11 protein-coding genes are annotated in these 20172 nt (G+C 36.0%); 10 read left to right on the top strand and 1 reads right to left on the bottom strand.

The window, feature by feature from the left end; genetic code table 11:
- Positions 1–165 precede the first annotated feature (165 nt).
- The 10 genes from DDF69_RS21385 to DDF69_RS21430 all read left to right on the top strand — a co-directional run bounded on the left by DDF69_RS21385 (position 166) and on the right by DDF69_RS21430 (position 18550).
- Positions 166–1746: an MFS transporter gene (locus DDF69_RS21385; RefSeq protein WP_114822565.1), complete on the top strand. Its 1581-nt coding sequence runs from the start codon at positions 166–168 to the stop codon at positions 1744–1746.
- Positions 1747–1789: 43 nt separating this feature from the next.
- On the top strand, positions 1790–2017 hold the full coding sequence (locus DDF69_RS21390) for a DUF6814 family protein (RefSeq protein WP_034696261.1): 228 nt from the start codon (positions 1790–1792) through the stop codon (positions 2015–2017).
- Between the two features lie 65 nt (positions 2018–2082).
- Positions 2083–2277: a hypothetical protein gene (locus DDF69_RS21395; RefSeq protein ID WP_114822566.1), complete on the top strand. Its 195-nt coding sequence runs from the start codon at positions 2083–2085 to the stop codon at positions 2275–2277.
- Positions 2270–4972, top strand: a complete 2703-nt coding sequence (locus tag DDF69_RS21400; protein WP_185144381.1) for an ATP-binding protein — start codon at positions 2270–2272, stop codon at positions 4970–4972. Before DDF69_RS21395 ends, DDF69_RS21400 begins: the two co-directional genes overlap by 8 nt.
- Positions 4973–4981: 9 nt before the next feature.
- Complete coding sequence (locus tag DDF69_RS21405) at positions 4982–5341, top strand: response regulator transcription factor (RefSeq protein WP_047431895.1); 360 nt, start codon at positions 4982–4984, stop codon at positions 5339–5341.
- A 97-nt stretch (positions 5342–5438) separates the two neighbouring features.
- A complete protein-coding gene (locus tag DDF69_RS21410; RefSeq protein WP_114822568.1) occupies positions 5439–7325 on the top strand; it encodes an AMP-binding protein in 1887 nt (628 codons plus the stop codon).
- Positions 7326–7730: 405 nt separating this feature from the next.
- The gene (gene acs / locus DDF69_RS21415) at positions 7731–9638 is read left to right on the top strand and encodes an acetate--CoA ligase (RefSeq protein WP_114822569.1); all 1908 of its coding nucleotides are present in this window, start codon (positions 7731–7733) and stop codon (positions 9636–9638) included.
- Between the two features lie 263 nt (positions 9639–9901).
- Entirely contained in the window at positions 9902–11536 is a 1635-nt protein-coding gene (locus DDF69_RS21420) for a T9SS type A sorting domain-containing protein (RefSeq protein WP_114822570.1), read from the top strand.
- A gap of 139 nt (positions 11537–11675) precedes the next feature.
- A complete protein-coding gene (locus DDF69_RS21425; RefSeq protein WP_162800982.1) occupies positions 11676–15098 on the top strand; it encodes a hypothetical protein in 3423 nt (1140 codons plus the stop codon).
- An 8-nt stretch (positions 15099–15106) separates the two neighbouring features.
- A complete protein-coding gene (locus tag DDF69_RS21430) occupies positions 15107–18550 on the top strand; it encodes a DUF6443 domain-containing protein (protein WP_114822572.1) in 3444 nt (1147 codons plus the stop codon).
- Between the two features lie 318 nt (positions 18551–18868).
- Here DDF69_RS21430 and DDF69_RS21435 read toward each other — a convergent pair.
- Positions 18869–20121 (bottom strand): IS3 family transposase gene (locus tag DDF69_RS21435; RefSeq protein ID WP_114822321.1). Its coding sequence is split into 2 segments (ribosomal slippage): positions 18869–19794 and positions 19794–20121, totalling 1254 coding nucleotides; the frame shifts between segments, so codons are not numbered across the junction.
- Between the last annotated feature and the right edge of the window lie 51 nt (positions 20122–20172).

The following is a 20172-nucleotide window of genomic DNA, read 5'->3' on the forward strand; positions in this document are numbered from 1 at the left end:
AAGATTGTAAGATGAATTAAGGAGATTCTTCATTACATTTCATTTCATTCAGAATGACAATTTTGAAATAAGCCCAAAGCATTGAACTTAATCATAAAGTCCTTAATGGTTAAAAAAAAGAATTCAATTAAAATCCTATTCCACTAACATCAAAAACTAATCGATATGAGTGAAAATCATCACGAAACCTACGAAAATATGACCGACAGGCAGAAGAACCGCACCATCTGGAGCGTGATCACTGCGTCATCCCTTGGAACATTGATAGAATGGTATGACTTCTATATCTTTGGAAGTTTAGCCGTTGTTTTAGCGACCAAATTTTTCCCTGCTGATAATCCAACTGCTGCCTTTTTATCTACTCTGGCGACTTTTGCTGCCGGATTTGTGGTAAGGCCTTTCGGAGCATTATTTTTCGGAAGACTGGGAGATCTTATCGGGAGAAAATATACCTTCCTTGTTACTTTACTGATCATGGGATTTTCCACGTTCCTGATCGGATGTATCCCAAGTTATGAAACCATTGGCTTTATGGCTCCGGTTTTGGTTTTAATTTTAAGATTACTTCAGGGACTTGCTTTAGGTGGTGAATATGGCGGCGCTGCCACTTATGTAGCAGAATATGCCCAGCCTCATCGCCGTGGATACTGGACTTCCTGGATCCAGACTACTGCAACAGCCGGACTTTTCATTTCATTGATTGTTATTCTTATCACCAAAACAACACTTTCTGCAGAAGAATTTGATACCTGGGGATGGAGAGTTCCTTTCTGGATTTCTATTCTAATGGTTGCTGTATCTTACATCATCAGAAAAAATATGAAGGAATCTCCTCTTTTTGCAAAAGCTAAAAGTGAGGGTAAAACATCTAAAAATCCTTTAAAAGAAAGCTTCGGAAATAAATACAACTTCAAATTTGTATTATTGGCGTTATTCGGAGCTGCGATGGGACAAGGGGTCATCTGGTACACAGGACAGTTCTACGCGATGAGTTTCCTTCAAAAGGTAATGAATGTAGAATCTGCACAGGTAGATTCACTGATGGCCACCGCTTTATTTTTAGGAACGCCTTTCTTCGTATTCTTTGGATGGCTGTCTGATAAAATCGGGCGAAAAGCGGTGATGATGACGGGAATGCTGGTTGCTATTTTAGCCTACAGACCTATTTACGACAGCATGTTCAAGAGTGTCAACCTCGAAAACAAAACCATTGCAGCGAATGGAATTACAGAAAAAAGAACAGCGAAAATCCACAATGACATTGCATCAGACAGTCTGGTTACTTTTCACAAAGAAACGCTTTACACAGATGGCACTTTAATCAAAAAAGACAGTGTTGTTCACTGGTCACCTGCCGGAGTTGTCATGAAAGACGGAAAAGCTGAAGAAGCCAAAGTTTCTCAAAGTTTAAAACTAAGTGATAACACCAAATGGTATCTGGTTTTCCTTGTATTTATTCAGGTGATATTTGTAACGATGGTATACGGTCCCATTGCGGCTTTTCTTGTGGAAATGTTCCCGGTGAGAATCCGATATACTTCAATGTCATTACCTTATCACATCGGAAACGGGGTATTCGGAGGTCTTCTTCCGGCAGTGGCAACTTATCTGGTAACGACAGGAAAAGAAGCAGGCCATGCCACATGGTATCTGGAAGGACTCTGGTATCCGATTGGAGTTGCTGCAGTATGTTTAGTAATCGGATTATTTTATCTTAAAAATAAGAACAATAATCTTCACGATTAGACACTGAATCACTCAAATTTTTATTAATTTTAAAACAACTAAAATGAACGGACTAAAAAAAATATTAGGCATTCTCTGGATCGCTATTGCGGTGATTGTAGGCTATTTCGGAATTACGGTATTGGGAATCCCAAAAATCGCTTCCGGAAAACAGGAAGATCTGGTTTTTGGCATCATCATTCTTTTTGTACTGATGCCGATTATCTCAGGCGGGATGGCCATTTTTGGTTATTATGCCTTAAAAGGAGAATATTCTGACGATAAAATTTAAAAGCAATAAAACAGATAATTGATGAATGCGTTCATTCATCAATTATCTTTTATCAAAAATCATTTATGAAAAAAAGACACGAACAAAAACTTATCATACTGAGTGTAGGGCTTATGATTGCTTTCAGTATTCCGATTTCATTGCTTTTCAACAGTGACAGGGAAGTTTTAGGCTATCCAATGATCCTGATCTATCTGTTCGTGGTCTGGATGATTTCCATTGTGATTTCTTTTGTAATCGTAAAAAGGTATGATGAGTAGTTTCGCTTTATTTTTTGTTGTTCTGTTTTACCTGGCTCTTCTTTTCTTAGTTGCTTATCTGGCAGAGAAGAAAAGGAGTAAAGTCTGGATCAATAATCCTTACATTTACGCCCTTTCTCTTGCGGTATATTGTACAGCATGGACCTATTATGGAAGCATTGGGGTGGCAGCTACAAGCGGATTAAACTATCTTCCGATCTATATTGGCCCTATTATGATTATCCCGGCATGGATCTACATCAATACCCGGATTGTAAGAATTTCAAGAGTCAATAAAATAAGCAGTCTTGCCGATTTCATTTCTTTAAGATACGGTAACAGCAGAAGTTTGAGCGCCATTATCACTATAGTCTGCCTTCTGGCCATAGTTCCTTATATCGGATTGCAGATCAAAGCTATTTCTGAAACCTTTCATTTGGTAACAGAAACACCGATGTCCAAAGACATTCTGACCGATAACGCGACTTTTGTGGTGGTCTTAATTGCTTTATTTTCTTCATATTACGGAACACGATATGTGGATGCTTCAGAAAAGCGGCTGGGAATTATTTCTGCCATTGCACTGGAAAGTTTTTTAAAACTATTTTTTATTATTATTCTTGGACTTTTCGTGATTTATTATGCTTTTGACGGATTCTCAGATATCTATGAGAAAGCCAGCAAATTTGAAGATTTTAAAGAAAAAAATACATTCAACGGGATTGAAGGCGCTATGAACTGGATGGTTCTGTGTATGATTTCTGCAACAGCGATCTGTATTCTCCCAAGACAGTTCCATACTGCCATTGTTGAAAACAGACAGGAAAAGCACATCAGAACAGCTATTTGGTTTTTCCCGCTTTACCTTTTAATCTTTACCATATTTATTTTCCCGATTGCATGGGGAGGAAGATTGATTTTTGACGGACAAAAAGTAAACTCTGAGTTCTACTCCATCCTTATTCCGCAGCATTTTGACAATACATTGATCACTGTGCTTGTTTTTCTTGGTGGATTAAGCTCTTGTATTTCTATGATCATTATTTCTGCTATTACTTTATCCATCATGCTTTCCAACAACTTGATCATTCCGTACGGATTGCTGGGAAAATTAAAGTCTGAAAGCGAAGAAAAAAACACGAGAAGCATCACCAACATCAGAAAGTTCAGCATTTTTGCCCTGATCATTATGGCTTTTGCCTTTTATAAATATTTCATTCTGAAAACCTCACTGGATTCCGTAGGATTAATTTCATTTGTTGTGATCGCCCAATTGGCACCTGCATTTTTCGGAGCTTTATTCTGGAGAAGAGGAAGTTATAAAGGTGCTGTTACAGGCCTTTTAGCCGGATTAGCGATCTGCTATTTCGGGCTTATTATTCCACAGTACTATTTTTCCTATAATCAGGAATTCAAAGGAGTACTCAGGGAAATGTATAACGCTTTCGGCTTTTTCACCATTCCTTATCTGGGTAGAATTCCTCAGATCTTTTTCTGGTCGATGCTGGTCAATACAAGCTTATTTACCATTGTTTCTGTTAGCTCCAAAGGAAATTACCGCGAAAGAAACTTTGCTGAACTTTACGTAGACATTGACAAGTATATTCAAAATCATGAAAATGCATTCATCTGGCGTGGAACAGCTTATATTTCAGACATTCAGAATATTCTGGAACGTTTTTTAGGCAAAAACAAAACGGAACAGGCCTTAAGAATTTTTAATTTAAAATATAATATTGATTCAAAAACTGAAACTGCCGATTCAAGATTTATCAAATTTTCAGAAAACCTTTTGGCCGGAAGAATTGGTACTGCTTCCGCTAAAATATTAATTGAAGGCGTTACCAAAGAAGATAAAATATCTTTAAAAGAGGTTTTGAATATCCTTGAAGAGTCACAGGAAAACATCAGTTTAAATAAAAAACTTACGGAACAGTCCGAGGAATTACAAAAACTTTCGAATGACTTAAGAACTGCCAACGAAAGCCTGATCATCAAAGACCGTCAAAAAGACGACTTCCTGGACTCTGTTGCACACGAACTGAGAACTCCGATCACTGCTATTCGTTCTGCCGGAGAAATTTTAGCCGATGATGATGATATTCCTTTTGACATCAAACAGGAGTTTTTAAACAATATCGTTACAGAATCTGACAGATTGAGTGAAATTATCAATGATATTCTTTATCTGGACAAATTACAGCATGGCGAAATCTCTTTGCACATTCAGGAAAATAATATTATTGAAACGTATAAAAAAGCCTTAAACCCTCTCCTCCATCTGATACAGCAGAAAAATATTCATTTGAGTGAAGTTAATCTCCTGAATCAGTCTATATTTGAATATGATGAAGCAAGAATGATTCAACTTTTTCAGAATATCTGGGGAAATGCCTTGAAATTCACCGAAGAACAGGGAACAATTCAGACTAAAATATTTGAGAAAGAAGATCAGCTGATCATCACCATTTTCAATACCGGAAAACATATTCCGGAAGAGGATCTGGAAATGATTTTTGATAAATTTTACCAATCGAAAAATCAAAACATATTAAAGCCTACAGGAAGCGGACTGGGACTTGCCATTTCCAAAAAAATAGTGCAGGCACACGGTGGAAGTATAAAAGCAGAAAACAGTGGACTGGGTGTCACTTTCACCATCAGCATTCCTGAAAAAACTAAAAAAGAGATTAGAAATGAAGTTGAACACCATTAAAACCTTCTTATGAGAAAGATCATTATTGCGGATGACGAACACAAAATATTAATGTCGCTAGAATACAGTTTTAAGAAAAACGGCTACGATGTCTATATTGCCCGTGACGGAACGGAAGTCCTTGAATTCCTGAAAACGATGGTTCCTGATGTGATCCTTCTCGATATTATGATGCCGAATCTTGATGGCTATAGCACGCTCGATCTCATTAAGCAGGACGAAAAACTAAAGGATACCAAAGTCATCTTTCTGAGTGCCAAAAACAATCCAAGAGATATTGAAAAAGGATTGGAAATGGGAGCTGATGCTTATGTTACAAAACCCTACTCGATTAAGAAACTGATGCAGCAGATTGAGGAGATGTTTTAAGAGATTGCTTCGCCTTCGGCCGCAATGACACGACTACTTATCCTTGTCAAGGTTTTAAACCTTGACAAGGATAAAAAACCAACACACAACTAATGATATGAATAAAGATACCTTATTTAAACAAAGCATAGAAAACAAAGAAGATTTCTGGAAAAAACAGGCTGAAGAAATCAAATGGTTTGAATTTCCGCAACAGATTCTTTCAAATGGCGAAAACGATTACTCACAATGGTTTTCGGACGGAAAGCTCAATATGTGCTATTTGTGCATTGACAAACACATTGAAGACGGTTTCGGGGATCAGGTGGCAATTGTTTACGATTCTCCTGTAACCAACCAGAGGAAAACCTACACATTCCATCAGGCTAAAGAGGAAATTGCAAAGCTGGCAGGAGGATTGGTTTCTCTTGGATTAAAAAAGGGAGATACGGCCGTTATTTATATGCCGATGATTCCGCAGACGCTTTTTGCTATGCTTGCCTGTGCGAGAATCGGGGTTATTCATAATGTGGTTTTTGGAGGCTTTGCTCCCCATGAATTAGTTGTAAGAATTGACGACTGCAAACCTAAAGTTTTAATTACCGCCACAGCCGGTGTGGAAATTGCAAAGAGGATTCCTTATCTGCCACTGGTAGAAAAAGCAATTGAACTGGCACAGGATAAAGTAGACCATATCATCGTATACAATAGAAAATTAGTAGATAATCAGGATGAAATGTTTGACGGACTTATTGATTATGAAGAATTAGTAGAAAAATCAGCTCCTGCAGACTGCATTCCCGTAGAATCTACTCATCCGCTTTACTTGCTTTACACCTCGGGAACTACCGGAAAACCCAAAGGTATTGTTCGTGATACCGGAGGTTATGCAACAGCATTACAGTTCTCAATGACTTATGTTTATGGTGTCGAACCGGGAGAAACCTATTGGGCAGCTTCAGACTTTGGGTGGGCTGTAGGGCACAGCTTTTCTGTATACGGACCATTAATCAACAGAAATACGACTATAATTTTTGAAGGAAAACCGATCATGACTCCTGATGCAGGTACTTTCTGGAGAATTATTTCAGAATATAAAGTTTCGGTGATGTTTACAGCGCCTACTGCCATCAGAGCGATTAAAAAAGAAGATCCTAACGGAGAACTGGTAAAAAAATACGATTTGTCACATTTCAAAAAACAGTTTCTGGCCGGTGAAAGATGTGATGTAGCCACTTTGGACTGGTTTGCAGAACATATTGGTGTTCCGGCAATAGATCACTGGTGGCAGACAGAATCCGGCTGGCCAATGCTGGGATTGTTGACTCATGATGAAAATTATCAGATCAAAAGAGCATCTGCAGGAAAACCTGTTCCGGGCTATGACATTAAAATATTTGATGAAAACGGATATGAGCTCAGTCCTCACCATGAAGGGTATCTGGTGATCAAACTTCCCCTCCCACCTGGCGCCATGCTTGGAATATGGAAAGATTACGCCCGCTTTGAAAACAGCTATTTGTCTCAGTATAAAGGGTATTATTTTTCGGGAGACGGTGCTATTCAGGACGAAGATGGTTATATTTTCATTACTGGAAGAGTGGATGATGTGATCAATGTAGCAGGACACAGACTTTCCACTTCCGAAATGGAAGAAATCGTTTCTTCACATCCCGATGTTGCAGAATGTGCAGTGGTAGGCATTGATGATGAATTAAAAGGACAGATTCCTTTTGCTACAGTTGTTGTAAAGAATGGCTCCACTATTTCTGAAGAAGACATTGAAAGAGACATCATTCAGATGGTCCGGAATAAAATCGGAGCGGTAGCTTTTCTGAAAAACGTTATGGTTGTCAATCGATTACCTAAGACCAGATCCGGAAAGATTTTAAGAAAGCTGATCCGAACGCTGCTTGATGGGAAAGATTTTCAGATTCCTTCCACCATTGATGATGAAAAAATCATTGATGAAATTCAGGAAAAAATCAAGGAATATAGAGGCTGAACAAGAAATTAAACTTAAATTTAAATACATGTTTAATTCAATAAAAAAATTAAACCATTAAGAGAAATAAAGATGTTAAGGAAGATTAAGTTCATCCAAGATGAATAAAATAAATAGCTTACTCTATGATCTCAACAATATTAAATCATGGAGTTGTTTAAACTTATCAAAAATATTGGATATTTCTTAAACCATTAAGAAAGATTTAAGCAGTAAAGCATAGTTAAGTTAAGATAAATCCTTTTGATTTTTAAGCTTAAAGCGAAGCTCATCTTAATAATCTAAACGCCTTAATGCAATCTTAATGGTTCAAAAAATGTTAAACATGTTCCATTTAAAATTTAATGGCTTAAAAATCAAAACATAAAAAATTATTAAAATAAAATCAATAAAAACGAAAGGGATATGAGAAATTACTTAATAGAAGATTTACCACAATATTTTGAAGACTATAAAAAGTCTATCAAAAATCCTAAAAAGTTCTGGGATAAGGTAGCGGATCAAAACTTCGTGTGGTATCAAAGATGGAGCAAGGTTGTTAAGTACGACATGAATGAAGCTAAAATCACGTGGTTCAAAAATGCGAAACTCAATATTACTAAAAACTGTATCGACAGACATCTTACCATAAGAGGGGAAAAAACAGCGATCATCTGGGAACCTAACGATCCTAAAGAAGAAGCTCAGCATATTTCTTATAATGAACTGTATACACGCGTTAATAAAACAGCTAATGTTTTACGCGATATGGGTATTGAAAAGGGAGACAGAGTCTGTATTTATCTTCCTATGATTCCTGAACTGGCCGTTACAATGCTTGCCTGTGCAAAACTGGGAGCTGTGCATTCTGTTATTTTCGCAGGTTTCTCAGCTTCTGCAGTGGCTTCAAGAGTAAATGACTGTGAGGCCAAAATGGTCATCACATCAGACGGAAGCTACAGAGGAAATAAAGTTCTGGATCTGAAAACCATTGTGGACGATGCTCTGGAAAAAACGCCGACTGTTGAGAAAGTTCTTGTTGTAAAAAGAACCCACAACGAAATTAAAATGAAAGAAGGAAGAGATTACTGGATGGCTGATCTGTATGAGAAAGCTTCTCCTGATTTCGTTACCGTAATTATGGATTCTGAAGATCCGCTTTTCATTTTATATACTTCCGGATCTACAGGTAAACCTAAAGGGATGCTTCATACCTGTGCCGGATATATGGTGTACACCGCTTATACCTTCAAAAACGTATTCAATTATAAAGAAAATGATATTTATTGGTGTACCGCAGATATCGGATGGATCACAGGACACTCCTATATTCTTTACGGACCGCTATTGAACGGAGCAACCACTGTAATCTTTGAAGGCGTACCTACTTACCCTGAACCGGACCGTTTCTGGGAAGTGATTGAAAAACATAAAATCACTCAGTTTTATACCGCTCCTACCGCCATTCGTTCTTTAGCAAAAGAAAGTACAGAATGGGTAGATAAACATGATCTGAGTTCTCTTAAAGTAATCGGATCTGTAGGAGAACCTATCAACGATGAAGCATGGCATTGGTTCAATGACCATGTTGGAAAGAAAAAATGTCCTATTGTAGACACATGGTGGCAGACAGAAACAGGAGGAATTATGATTTCACCACTTCCTTTTGTGACACCTACCAAACCTACTTATGCCACTCTCCCATTGCCTGGCGTACAGCCTGTATTAATGGATGATAAACGAAATGAAATTACAGGAAATCAGGTGACTGGAAATCTTTGTATCCGTTTTCCATGGCCGGGAATTGCCAGAACCATCTGGGGCGATCACCAAAGATATAAAGAGACTTATTTTACAGCATTCCCTGGAAAATATTTTACCGGTGATGGTGCTTTGAGGGATGAAGTCGGGTATTACAGAATTACAGGCCGTGTAGATGACGTGATCATTGTTTCAGGGCATAATCTGGGAACAGCACCTATCGAAGACAGTATCAACCAACATCCTGCTGTTGCTGAATCGGCTATTGTGGGTTACCCTCATGATATCAAAGGGAATGCACTGTATGGTTATGTGACCCTTAAAGAAACCGGGGAAGGACGTGACAAGGAAAATCTGAAGAAAGAGATTAATCAGCTGATTTCAGATCAAATCGGACCTATCGCAAAACTGGATAAAATACAGTTTGTTTCCGGACTTCCAAAAACACGTTCCGGAAAAATTATGCGTAGAATCCTGAGAAAAATTGCCGAAGGGGACTTCAGTAATTTTGGAGATATCAGTACGCTTTTAAATCCTGAAATTGTAGAAGAAATCAAAAACGAAAGAATTTAAATTTCATCAATTTTTTAACCAATAGAAGCCCTGGAAGTCATTTTCAGGGCTTTTTGTTTTAGTTCTTGAATTTTAAAAAAATACGACATGTTTTGACGTTGTGAGTACATATTTTTGCACCATAATAGTATGAAAACATATAGAAAAATTAATATAAGATAGTATGATTTACAGAATACCACACAAAAATGATTTCCATATCTTAAAAAGTGTTAAATTTGCGACGTTTTAATAAAACTAATTACTAACTCAAAAAACATAGAATGAAAAAATTCTATCTCGGTGCATTCGCTTTATGCACGGTCTTGGGCGTATCTGCCCAGGAAGTGGTGTGGCAGAAAGACATCCAATCTTCTACCCAGGATTTTCTAAGCCAGGTCACCACAACCATTGATCAGCAATACCTTATTACCGGAAGTTCTATACAGTCTAAAAGCCAACAGCAAGCAGCCGGCGGCCAAAAGCAAAACAACGGTTACGATTTTCATTTAGTAAAACTCAATCAACAGGGAGAAGAAGTCTGGGAGAAATACTTCGCAGGACAAAACCATGATTACCTGTCTGCTACTGTTACCACACAGGATGGTGGATTTCTCTTGGCCGGAACATCTTATTCAGGAAAAGGATTAGACAAAAAAGAGGATTCCAAAGGAGGCTCAGATATTTGGTTAATTAGAATCAATGAATTTGGAGATGAACTATGGCAGAAAACCTTGGGAAGTTCTTCTGATGAAGAAGCAAGAACTGTCATTCAAACTACCGATTTAGGATTCTTTGTTGCAGGTAATGTACAAAATTCATCAAAAGGCTATGGTTCCAAAGATGTATTCATTACAAGACTAGATAAAGATGGAAAAGAACTCTCCCAATTAATTTTAGGTGGAAAAGGATTGGATGAAGTGGAGAAAATGATTCTGACGAAAGATGGAGGAGTATTACTTGGGATTTATTCAAGGAGTTCTGAAGTTCGCGTTTCGGGTTCTGAACAAGATTCCGGGATGCGAGATGCGGGTTCTGCATCAAACGTTCAAAACCCGACTCCCGTATCCCGAATTGCAAAATCAACAGACAATTTCGGTGAGGGTGATTATTGGATCGTAAAATTCGATAAAAACGGAAAAGTAGAATGGGAAAAGAACTTCGGAGGCAAAGGAGATGATCATTTGAGAACCCTGGCTTTAACTTCAACAGGCTTTATCATTGGTGGAGAATCCAGATCAGAAAGATCAGGAAACAAAACGGTAGGCATTGAAGAAGGGACAGATCTTTGGTTAATGGCTTTAAACGAAAGAGGTGATGAACAATGGCAGAAATCTTACAATTTCAAGAACCGTGATATCCTGATGGGAATGAGCGTTCTTCATTCTGCAGATGATAAATCTTCGAAAGGAATTTTATTGGGTGGCTATACGCAGGCAGAAGGAAGGGTAGAAACCGATGACGAAACTTTCTGGATGCTCTATCTTGACCAAAACGGAAATGAACAGTGGAGAAAATATGTAAAAGGAGAATCCAGAAAGAAAGAAGAAAGGCTTTCTGATTTAAAGCTGAACAGAGATGGTTCTATTGTTCTGGCAGGAACCAGTGCAGAAGAATTGGGTAAAGAAAACTGGAAAATCGTGAAGCTGGGAGATAAACAGGTTGACCAGCTGATTGAAAAATATGACATTAAGATTTATCCAAATCCTGTATCTGACTATGCTTATGTGGAAATCGGTTTCGATTTTAAGGATGCGGATATTCTTTTGTATGATATGAGTGGAAGGCAGCTTCAAAGTATAAAAACCAAAAACAGAGTGACTAAGATTAATACCCAGGTTTTGGTTCAAGGAGCTTATCTGATCACTATAAAAACTGATACCAATAAAACGGCGAATGCTAAATTGATAAAGAAGTAAGATAACCATTAAAAACGAAACAATAGGAAGGAGAATGTTTTTCCACGCTTTTGTCTGTATTATAACGGGAGGGACTCCTAAGATTATAATAATCAACTTCTAAAATCATTTTTCATCTTTAAACATTAAAATTATTAAAATGATAAATCGTAAAGTTTTCACTTTATTATTTTGCACAGCAGCTCTATATATGAATGCACAACAGAATAAGACAGGTGAGCAAAATAATATTAGCAAATCTACCAATGTAGTACCGCCTACTCCACAAGCAGAAGAAATGACACGATATGGAAATCAACCATTAAATGAATATAAAGGAATGGCTCAGATTAATATTCCAGTTGCTGAAATAAAGGAAAAAAATATATTTAATAAGGTTGAATTAAATTATTCAAAATTAGGTGTAAAAGTAAATGATTTGCCTACTAATGTTGGGATGAGCTGGTTCTTAGATGCAGGAGGTGTAATAACAAGAACAATTAATGACCTTCCTGATGAAATGCAGGTGTCATCTAATAGATTAATATTTAATACTTCTTCTGAAATAGAGAATTTAGTCAATATCCCGGATGGATCTAATAATTCATTATTGGTGAAATCATATTTTACAGACGATTCTTATGACAATGAAATTGATATATTTAGTATTTCGGTAAATGGATTGTCTGGAAAATTTTATTTAGATAAGAATTTAAATCCTGTTTTGACTACAGATAGCCATCAGTTTAAAATTGAAACTATAGGGGATTTTAAAACGACGCACCAGTTTGTATTAACCACTAATGATGGAGTTAAGTATTATTTTGGAGGAGATACAGCTATTGAGAAAACCTGGATTCGTGATGCTCCTATATACTCAGGATATACAAGCTTTTATTTAACAAAAATAACCAATGTTGAAAATAATGAAATTAATTTTGAATATCAGAATATAGGGGCAAAGTCATTCTTAAACTCAATAATAGAAAGAAAAGTACTTAGATCTCAGGAATTAAACGGTACTGTTTGCCAGGGAAACGGAATGGCCGCTGTCCCATCTTATGTAAAAGAAAGTAATATTCTAAGAATTCAGGATGCAAGAGTTTTAATAAAAATAAAGAGTAAAGAGAAAACAATAAATTTTAATTATAATAATGTAAATGATGTTTATTATAATAAAATTTCATCTATTGATATTGTTAATAATTTTTCAAATAAAAAATATCAGAAAATAAGTTTTGAGTATTTAGATCTATACTCTCAATTAAACCTTTCCGTTCTTGAACGATTTTTTTTAACAAAAGTAAAAAAATATAATTTCCAAGGAGATACTCCAGTATATGATAACGAATATTCATTTTCCTATGATGATCCGCAGAATTTACCTGATAAATACAGCTATAGTGCTGATGTATTTGGGTACTTTAATAATAAATTTAATTCCACACTAATCCCGAATTTGAAATTACTAGGGCTTCCTAATTTTTCTTACGCTATCGGTGATTTATACAACTATGCAGATAGAACTTCAGATTTTTCATCAGCAAAAAAAGGGACATTAACCTCTATTACCTATCCTACCAAAGGCACTACTTTTTTTGATTATGAAGCCAGACCGCAGAAATATGCTCTTTTTCAAAGTAAAAATGGTGAAGTTCGTAGCAGTCCTTATGATGTTCCTATAACAGAAAGTACGACAATATTAGATGGAAGTAATATTATTGATAATCAACTGGCCTTTGATTTAGTGATTACACAAAATGAAATTACTTCTATAACCACAATGCTGGAAGTTAATTTAAAAATTCTGGATGAGGTTACAGGCAGCGTGTTATTGAATGAAGTAATTAATTTGCCCAAAACTACACAAGCAGATATAGACAATGGTTACAGAACCAAAAACAAAAGTTTTACTTTTACTACTGATCCGACTAAGAGGTACATCTTGAAATTATCATTAGTACCCAAACCTAACGTTAATTATGCCGGTACTTTTACGGTTTCATACAAGAGTGGCTATGCAAGTCAGAATATAGCTGGTCTGAGACTAAAAAAGACCTACGATGTTGATGAAACGAGTACTGTTACCAATATCAAGAAAATATATTACTCCTTATTCAAGGATATCAACAATATGAATATCATACCGACTACTCTTTACCCTACGAACTATATTACATCTCAATATACTGTAGAAGGTTGCACAGGAGGGATGGTTCTTGTACCATTAGCATATAATCACGACTTTGAATCATCGGAACTTATAGGTCCTTTTTCAGAGTATTTTATGTATCCGTCTTATCCTAACGTTACTATTAGTTATGGAGGAGATAATTTTGAAAAAGGTGGAGAACAAAAAATATTTAATAATGGGCATCATCAAGACCAGTTCATTATCAGAACACCTTTAATGCCGGTATTTGACGGAAGCTATCAGAATTTTTTTGGTTCGGACGGATACTTAGGAAGTGCAGTTTCAGGTTCAGTAAGCTCACTGGATAAAAGTTTTTCTTATGACGATTTTAATGGAAAACTTCTTGAAAATAGAGTTTTTTCTAAATCATCATCAGGCCAACTATTTCTTAAAAGCAAAACGTCAAATAATTATGACTTGAAAACCTTAAAAACTGTTTACGATTTGCGAGGTAAAGAAGCATATGCATTGTTTTCTTCTCATATAAATTTGCCTCTGGAGACAATTATTTCTAATTATAGTATGGTATCGTTACCCAAAGAAAGCTATTATTCAATTCTTTCCAATACAAAAAATACTGAGTATTATGAAAATGTACCTGTAGATATACAAGATGATTCTGCTTATAAAAAGCTTACTACTACTACAGAATATTCTTATAATAATACTTCGCATTATCAGATGACTTCCCAGAAAACTACTTTGTCGGATCAGATTGTCACAGGAATTTCTTATCGTTACGCTCACGATAAAGCTAATCAGAAGTTGATCACTGCTAATATGATAGGAATTCCTTTAGAAACTGAAACCACTCAAACTATTGGAACTGCCAGCAAAACACTTTCCAAAACAGAAACCAAATATGACAATCCATTGAACTTACTTCCAAGCTCAGTATTGTCATATGATTTTCAGAATAATCCTTCTACCGAAGTTATTTATGATCAATACGATTCCAAAGGGAATTTACAACAATATACCGCAAAAAATGGCCTTTCAACAGTAATCATTTGGGGATATAACCAAACTCAGCCTATTGCCAAAATAGAAGGCGCCAAATTAACAGACATCCAACAATCATTAATGGATGCGATCGTTAATGCTTCCAATACAGATGCTTTGGCAGCTCCCAATAATGATGAAACAACCTTTTTGTCAGCCTTGAATACTTTCAGAGCTAATACGGCATTGTCTGCTTATCAGATTACCACCTATACCTATGACCCATTAGTAGGCGTAAGAAGTATCACCTCTCCATCAGGAATAAGTGAATATTATATCTATGATCCATCAAACCGATTACAAGAAATCCGTCAGCAGGAAAAAGACAGCAGTGGAAATATGATTTATAAGACGCTAAAAGAATTCAAATACAATTATAAAAACTAAACACAATCATGAAAAAACTTATAATTCCTATAGGGATTCTTATAATTGGAACTGCCCAGGCGCAGCTTACCAATACAGAAAATTATGTCTATTCAAAGACTTACCTGTCCGATCCTACCCTTGCTAATGTTAAAAGCACAGAAACCGTTCAGTATTTTGACGGCTTGGGAAGACCTAAACAAATTGTCAATGTAAAAGCCTCTCCATTAGGAAAGGATGTAGTGATTCCTATCAAATACGATCCTTTCGGAAGACAGGTTCAGGACTATCTGCCCATTCCTCAGGGTAGTACTCTCAATGGCGGTATTATTACCGATCCATTAGCCAATATTAGCAGTACCCCTTATGGAACAGAGAAAATCTATTCAGAAAAAATTCTTGAAAATTCACCATTAGACCGTGTTTTAACACAAAAACAAGTGGGAACTGCCTGGGACAATAAGCCTGTACAATTTGGCTATGACGCCAATGTCGATGGTGAGGTAAAAAAATATAATGCTACTTTTAACTATACCACTTTTACTTCCCAACTCATCCCATCCGGTTCCTATGCAGTAGGACAGCTTTATAAAAATACTGTTACCGATGAAGATGGAAACCCAACCATAGAATTTAAAAACGGACAGGGACAGGTTGTATTGGTTAGAAAAGTAATCAGTGCTACAGAAAGTGCAGATACCTATTATGTTTACAATGATTATAATCAGCTGGCATATGTAATTCCTCCCAAAGCCTCTTTAGAAGCAGATCCCAATACCGTACTGAATGATTTATGTTATCAGTATAAATATGACGGGCGAAATCGTTTAGTAGAAAAGAAACTTCCCGGAAAAGGCTGGGAGTATATGGTGTATAATAAAGCTGATCAGCTTATTCTGACCCAAGATACCGAGCTTAAAGGAAAAGGACAATGGCTCTTTACCAAATACGATCAGTTTGGAAGAACCATCTACACCGGAATCACCAATAATACTGCCAGCAGGGCATCGATACAAAACAGTGCCAATGTCAATACCGTTTTATATGAAACCAGAACTGCTGCGGTCGGATTTACCTTAAACGACATGGCGGTATACTATACCAAGCTTTCCACCCCTTCCAATGTTAGCCAGATATTAAGTGTTAATTATTATGATACCTATCCTGCAGGGTCCTCTGCGGTTACCAATGTATTTGCCCAGCCTCTTCTTACGGACAATCCGGCTAATGCACAAACAACCAAAGGATTCCTTACCGCCTCCTATATCAAAAATATAGAAGATGATCAGTGGACAAGGAACTTTATCTGGTATGATACCAAAGGAAGAAACATCGGTTCAAGAAGCAACAATCATTTAGGAGGATATACCGTTGTCAACAATAAACTTGATTTTACAGGAGTTATCCTTCAGACTAATACCTACCATAAAAGGCTTGCTGCAGATCCTGAAAAACTCATCGTAGAAAAATTCACCTATGATCCTCAGAACAGACTTCTGACCCACACCCATCAGGTGGGAAGCAACCCTGTTGAATACCTGACCCAGAATAAGTACAATGAAATTTCCCAGCTGGAATCTAAGAAAGTAGGTGGAACGGCTACTGCATCCCCATTACAGACCATAGCTTACCAATACAATATCCGGGGCTGGATCACAAAAGTGAATGATCCTGCCAATCTGAACGGGAAATTATTTGGCTATGAGATGAAATATAACAACCCTGTGTATACCAATACATCAACAGGAAATTTTAATGGAAATATCACGGAGATCGATTGGAATATTTCCAGTAATGAAGGGCTGAAAAGATACAATTATCAGTATGACGCCTTAAACAGGTTGTTAAAAGGAGCCTATTCCCAACCCAATGCTTCTTTAGCTCAAAACAATTATTTTAATGAAGAGTTGAGCTATGACCTCAATGGTAATATCAAAACCTTAAAAAGATTTTCATGGCCTGTTTCCGGAGGAACCACCGCAGAGAAAATTGATGATCTGATCTATAACTATCAGAACGGAGACAAAAGTAATACTCTGGACAAAATTACCCTTCCTTCAGGGGTTATTAACAACCGTTCAGGATACAATGCTTTGCAGGGAACGATGGCCTATAATCTTAATGGGAATATGACGGATCACCCTGACAGAAAAATGAAGATCATTTACAATTACCTGAATTTGCCCAATTCTATTTCAGTTAATGAGGGGCTGATAGGTATTTCCAACACCAGCTACACCTATAGGGCAGACGGAACGAAAGTTTCTAAAACATACAGTATGAACGGGTCTATAGAAACCAACTATCTCGACGGCTTCCAGTATGATAACAGACATGCCTATGATACTTCAGCCTCTCTTTACACCATTCCAGTATTGAAATTTGTACCGACTTCCGAAGGGTATTACGATTTTACGGAAAATAAGTATATTTACAATTATATCGATCATCTAGGAAATGTAAGGGTGAGTTATAAGAATAGTGGTACTGGACTTGAGGTGATTGATGCCAACAACTATTATCCTTTTGGATTAAAACATCAGGAGGGCCTGATAGTTCCTACTCCTTTTGGAGGAGTTTCTTATAACTACAAATACAATGGCAAGGAATTGCAAGAAAGTGGAATGTATGATTATGGAGCAAGGTTTTATATGCCAGATATTGGGAGATGGGGAGTACAAGATTTGTTAAGCGAATTTTATTATTCTCATTCCCCATATAATTATGTTGGTAATAATCCTATTATTAGAACTGACCCAACAGGAATGGATTGGTATACAGATAAAGATGGCAATTATCAATATAATTCTAATCTCACCAAGGATAACGCAGATCAATTTTTTAAAGATAACAAAATTGAAGGTGCAAAATATTTTGCAGTAAATGGTACAGCTATTTCTGGATATAATTTAGGAAAAGATAACCAGAAAATTACATCAAGTTATAATTTAAATAACGATGGTTCGGTTACTGATAATATTTTAGGCAAAAACATTGATGCTGGTTCAACAGCAACATTAGGAGGAACTGGTAAATCTGTTACTGCAGTAGATGATAGGCCTACTGGTGATTACAATAAGAATGGTGACCAATTTGATTCCAATGATGGAAATAAATACCAATTAAATAATAATCATTGGGTGAAATTATCTGGTCAGATGGTTGATGCAAATGCTGTTCATGCTGGAGGGATAGGATCAATTTATTCAACTTATAACTCTATTACCTTAGTAGATCGTGCTATTTATAATGATAACTTAAAAACCATTTTTGATTATACAATAGATTTAAAAGGATTAGCTGTTGGTATTGGTTTATCTTCTATAGAGAAAGGGAAATTTGAAAAACCTTCCATACAAGGCGTTGTAATTGGGTTTATTTATAATTTTTATTCGGGAACTTTTAATCAATTAAATTCAATGAGAGAGCATGACGAAAATGCAGAAAAAAACAGAATGCAAAATAGAAAGTAACTATGAATAATAAACTAATTATAAGAGCAATTATATATTTATTGATATTTTGTGGAATTATCATAGCAATTGATATTACCTATAGTATTATAGTGCATCATCAATTAAAATCTGTTAATATAATATTTGATATTATTTTTGGTTTTCTTTTTTGGATACTATTTCTTTTTTCTGACAGATTCCGGTCCCATAAGTAATATTTTGACATGTATAATACGTGAGCAATAATAAAGAACCCCGCGCTACCGCACGAATCCTTTCGAGTGGCAAATTGACTAGTCCTGAAAAAGGTTGACTAGTTTAATATTTCAAATATACTTAGATCAGAGTAGGAATTTTCCTATTCTGATTTTGTTTTTTGTATGTTTTTAATTTCACGTTATTTTTCATATGCACTTGGCTAGGGATGTTATAATTTAGGGAAAAATGAGGTCTTAAATTATTATAATAATAAATTGATTGATCAAGCTGCTGTGAGAGATTCTTAAAGTTTTCAAAAGTATCAATCAATCCAAACTCATATTTCAGAATGCCGTTTACCCTCTCTGCTACAGCATTCTCATAAGGATCCGAGTTCTCGGTCATACTGATAAGAATATCACTTTTCCTTAACGTTTCAGTATATTCTTTACTACAATACTGCAATCCTCTGTCTGAATGATGAATTAAAGAATGTTTATACACCCTGTTCTTTATGGCTTGTTTTAATGCTTTCAATGTGGAGGCAGTCTGTAAATTATCACTTAGTTCATATCCTACAATTTTCTTTGAATAGGCATCGGTAATCAAATGAAGATAATAATTTTTCTCTTTAGTCTTCAGATAGGTAATATCTGCAACCCAAACTTTTTCTGAACATTTCAACTCCTTTTCTTTAATAATATTCGGGTATTTCTTCATCCAATGTCTGGAATTGGTTGTTTTAAAATAACTGTGTCTTCTGGGAATTAAAAGATAATTCGATCTTAAAAGTTGAAATAGCCGATCTCTTCCTATACGAAGATCCTCTTTTGAAAAATCATTTTTAAGTAATACATAAAGTTTTCGAGTCCCTATTTTAGGCATCTTCTTACGAATTGATAATACCAGTTCTATAATCCTTTTTTGATTATTGATAGAATCAGGCTGTTTCTTCCTTTTATAATAAGCTTGTTTACTGTATCCAAACAATCGGCAGATATCTTCCAGTGAAAGATTTGTATACGGCCTTATTTCCTGGATTGATTGGAACCAGACTTTTTTACAATTTCAATCTTCAACTCACGCTCTGCGATTTCTATAAATCTCTTAAACACTTTGAGCTCTTCTTCCTTTTTGGATAAAGCAGCTTCAAGCTCTTTAATCTTTTGTTTCTGTGGATCTTTCATAGGTCTGCCTTTACTTAATTGTTTTTCATAAGTAAAGTTACCATATTTTATTAACCAACTTGAAATGCATGAATTACCCCGAATATTGTATCGAGTTTGCAATTGGGATTTTGTATATAATCCCCGTTCATATTCAGAGACAACTTGTCGTTTGAATGCCTCACTGTATTCTTGGACAGGGGACGATGTTTTTTTTAGATTCATAAGGGTGACTAATTTTATGGTTTTTTAGTCAACCTTTTTCAGGACGAGACA

This window comes from Chryseobacterium sp. KLBC 52, from assembly GCF_003347605.1.
Classification (GTDB): domain Bacteria; phylum Bacteroidota; class Bacteroidia; order Flavobacteriales; family Weeksellaceae; genus Chryseobacterium.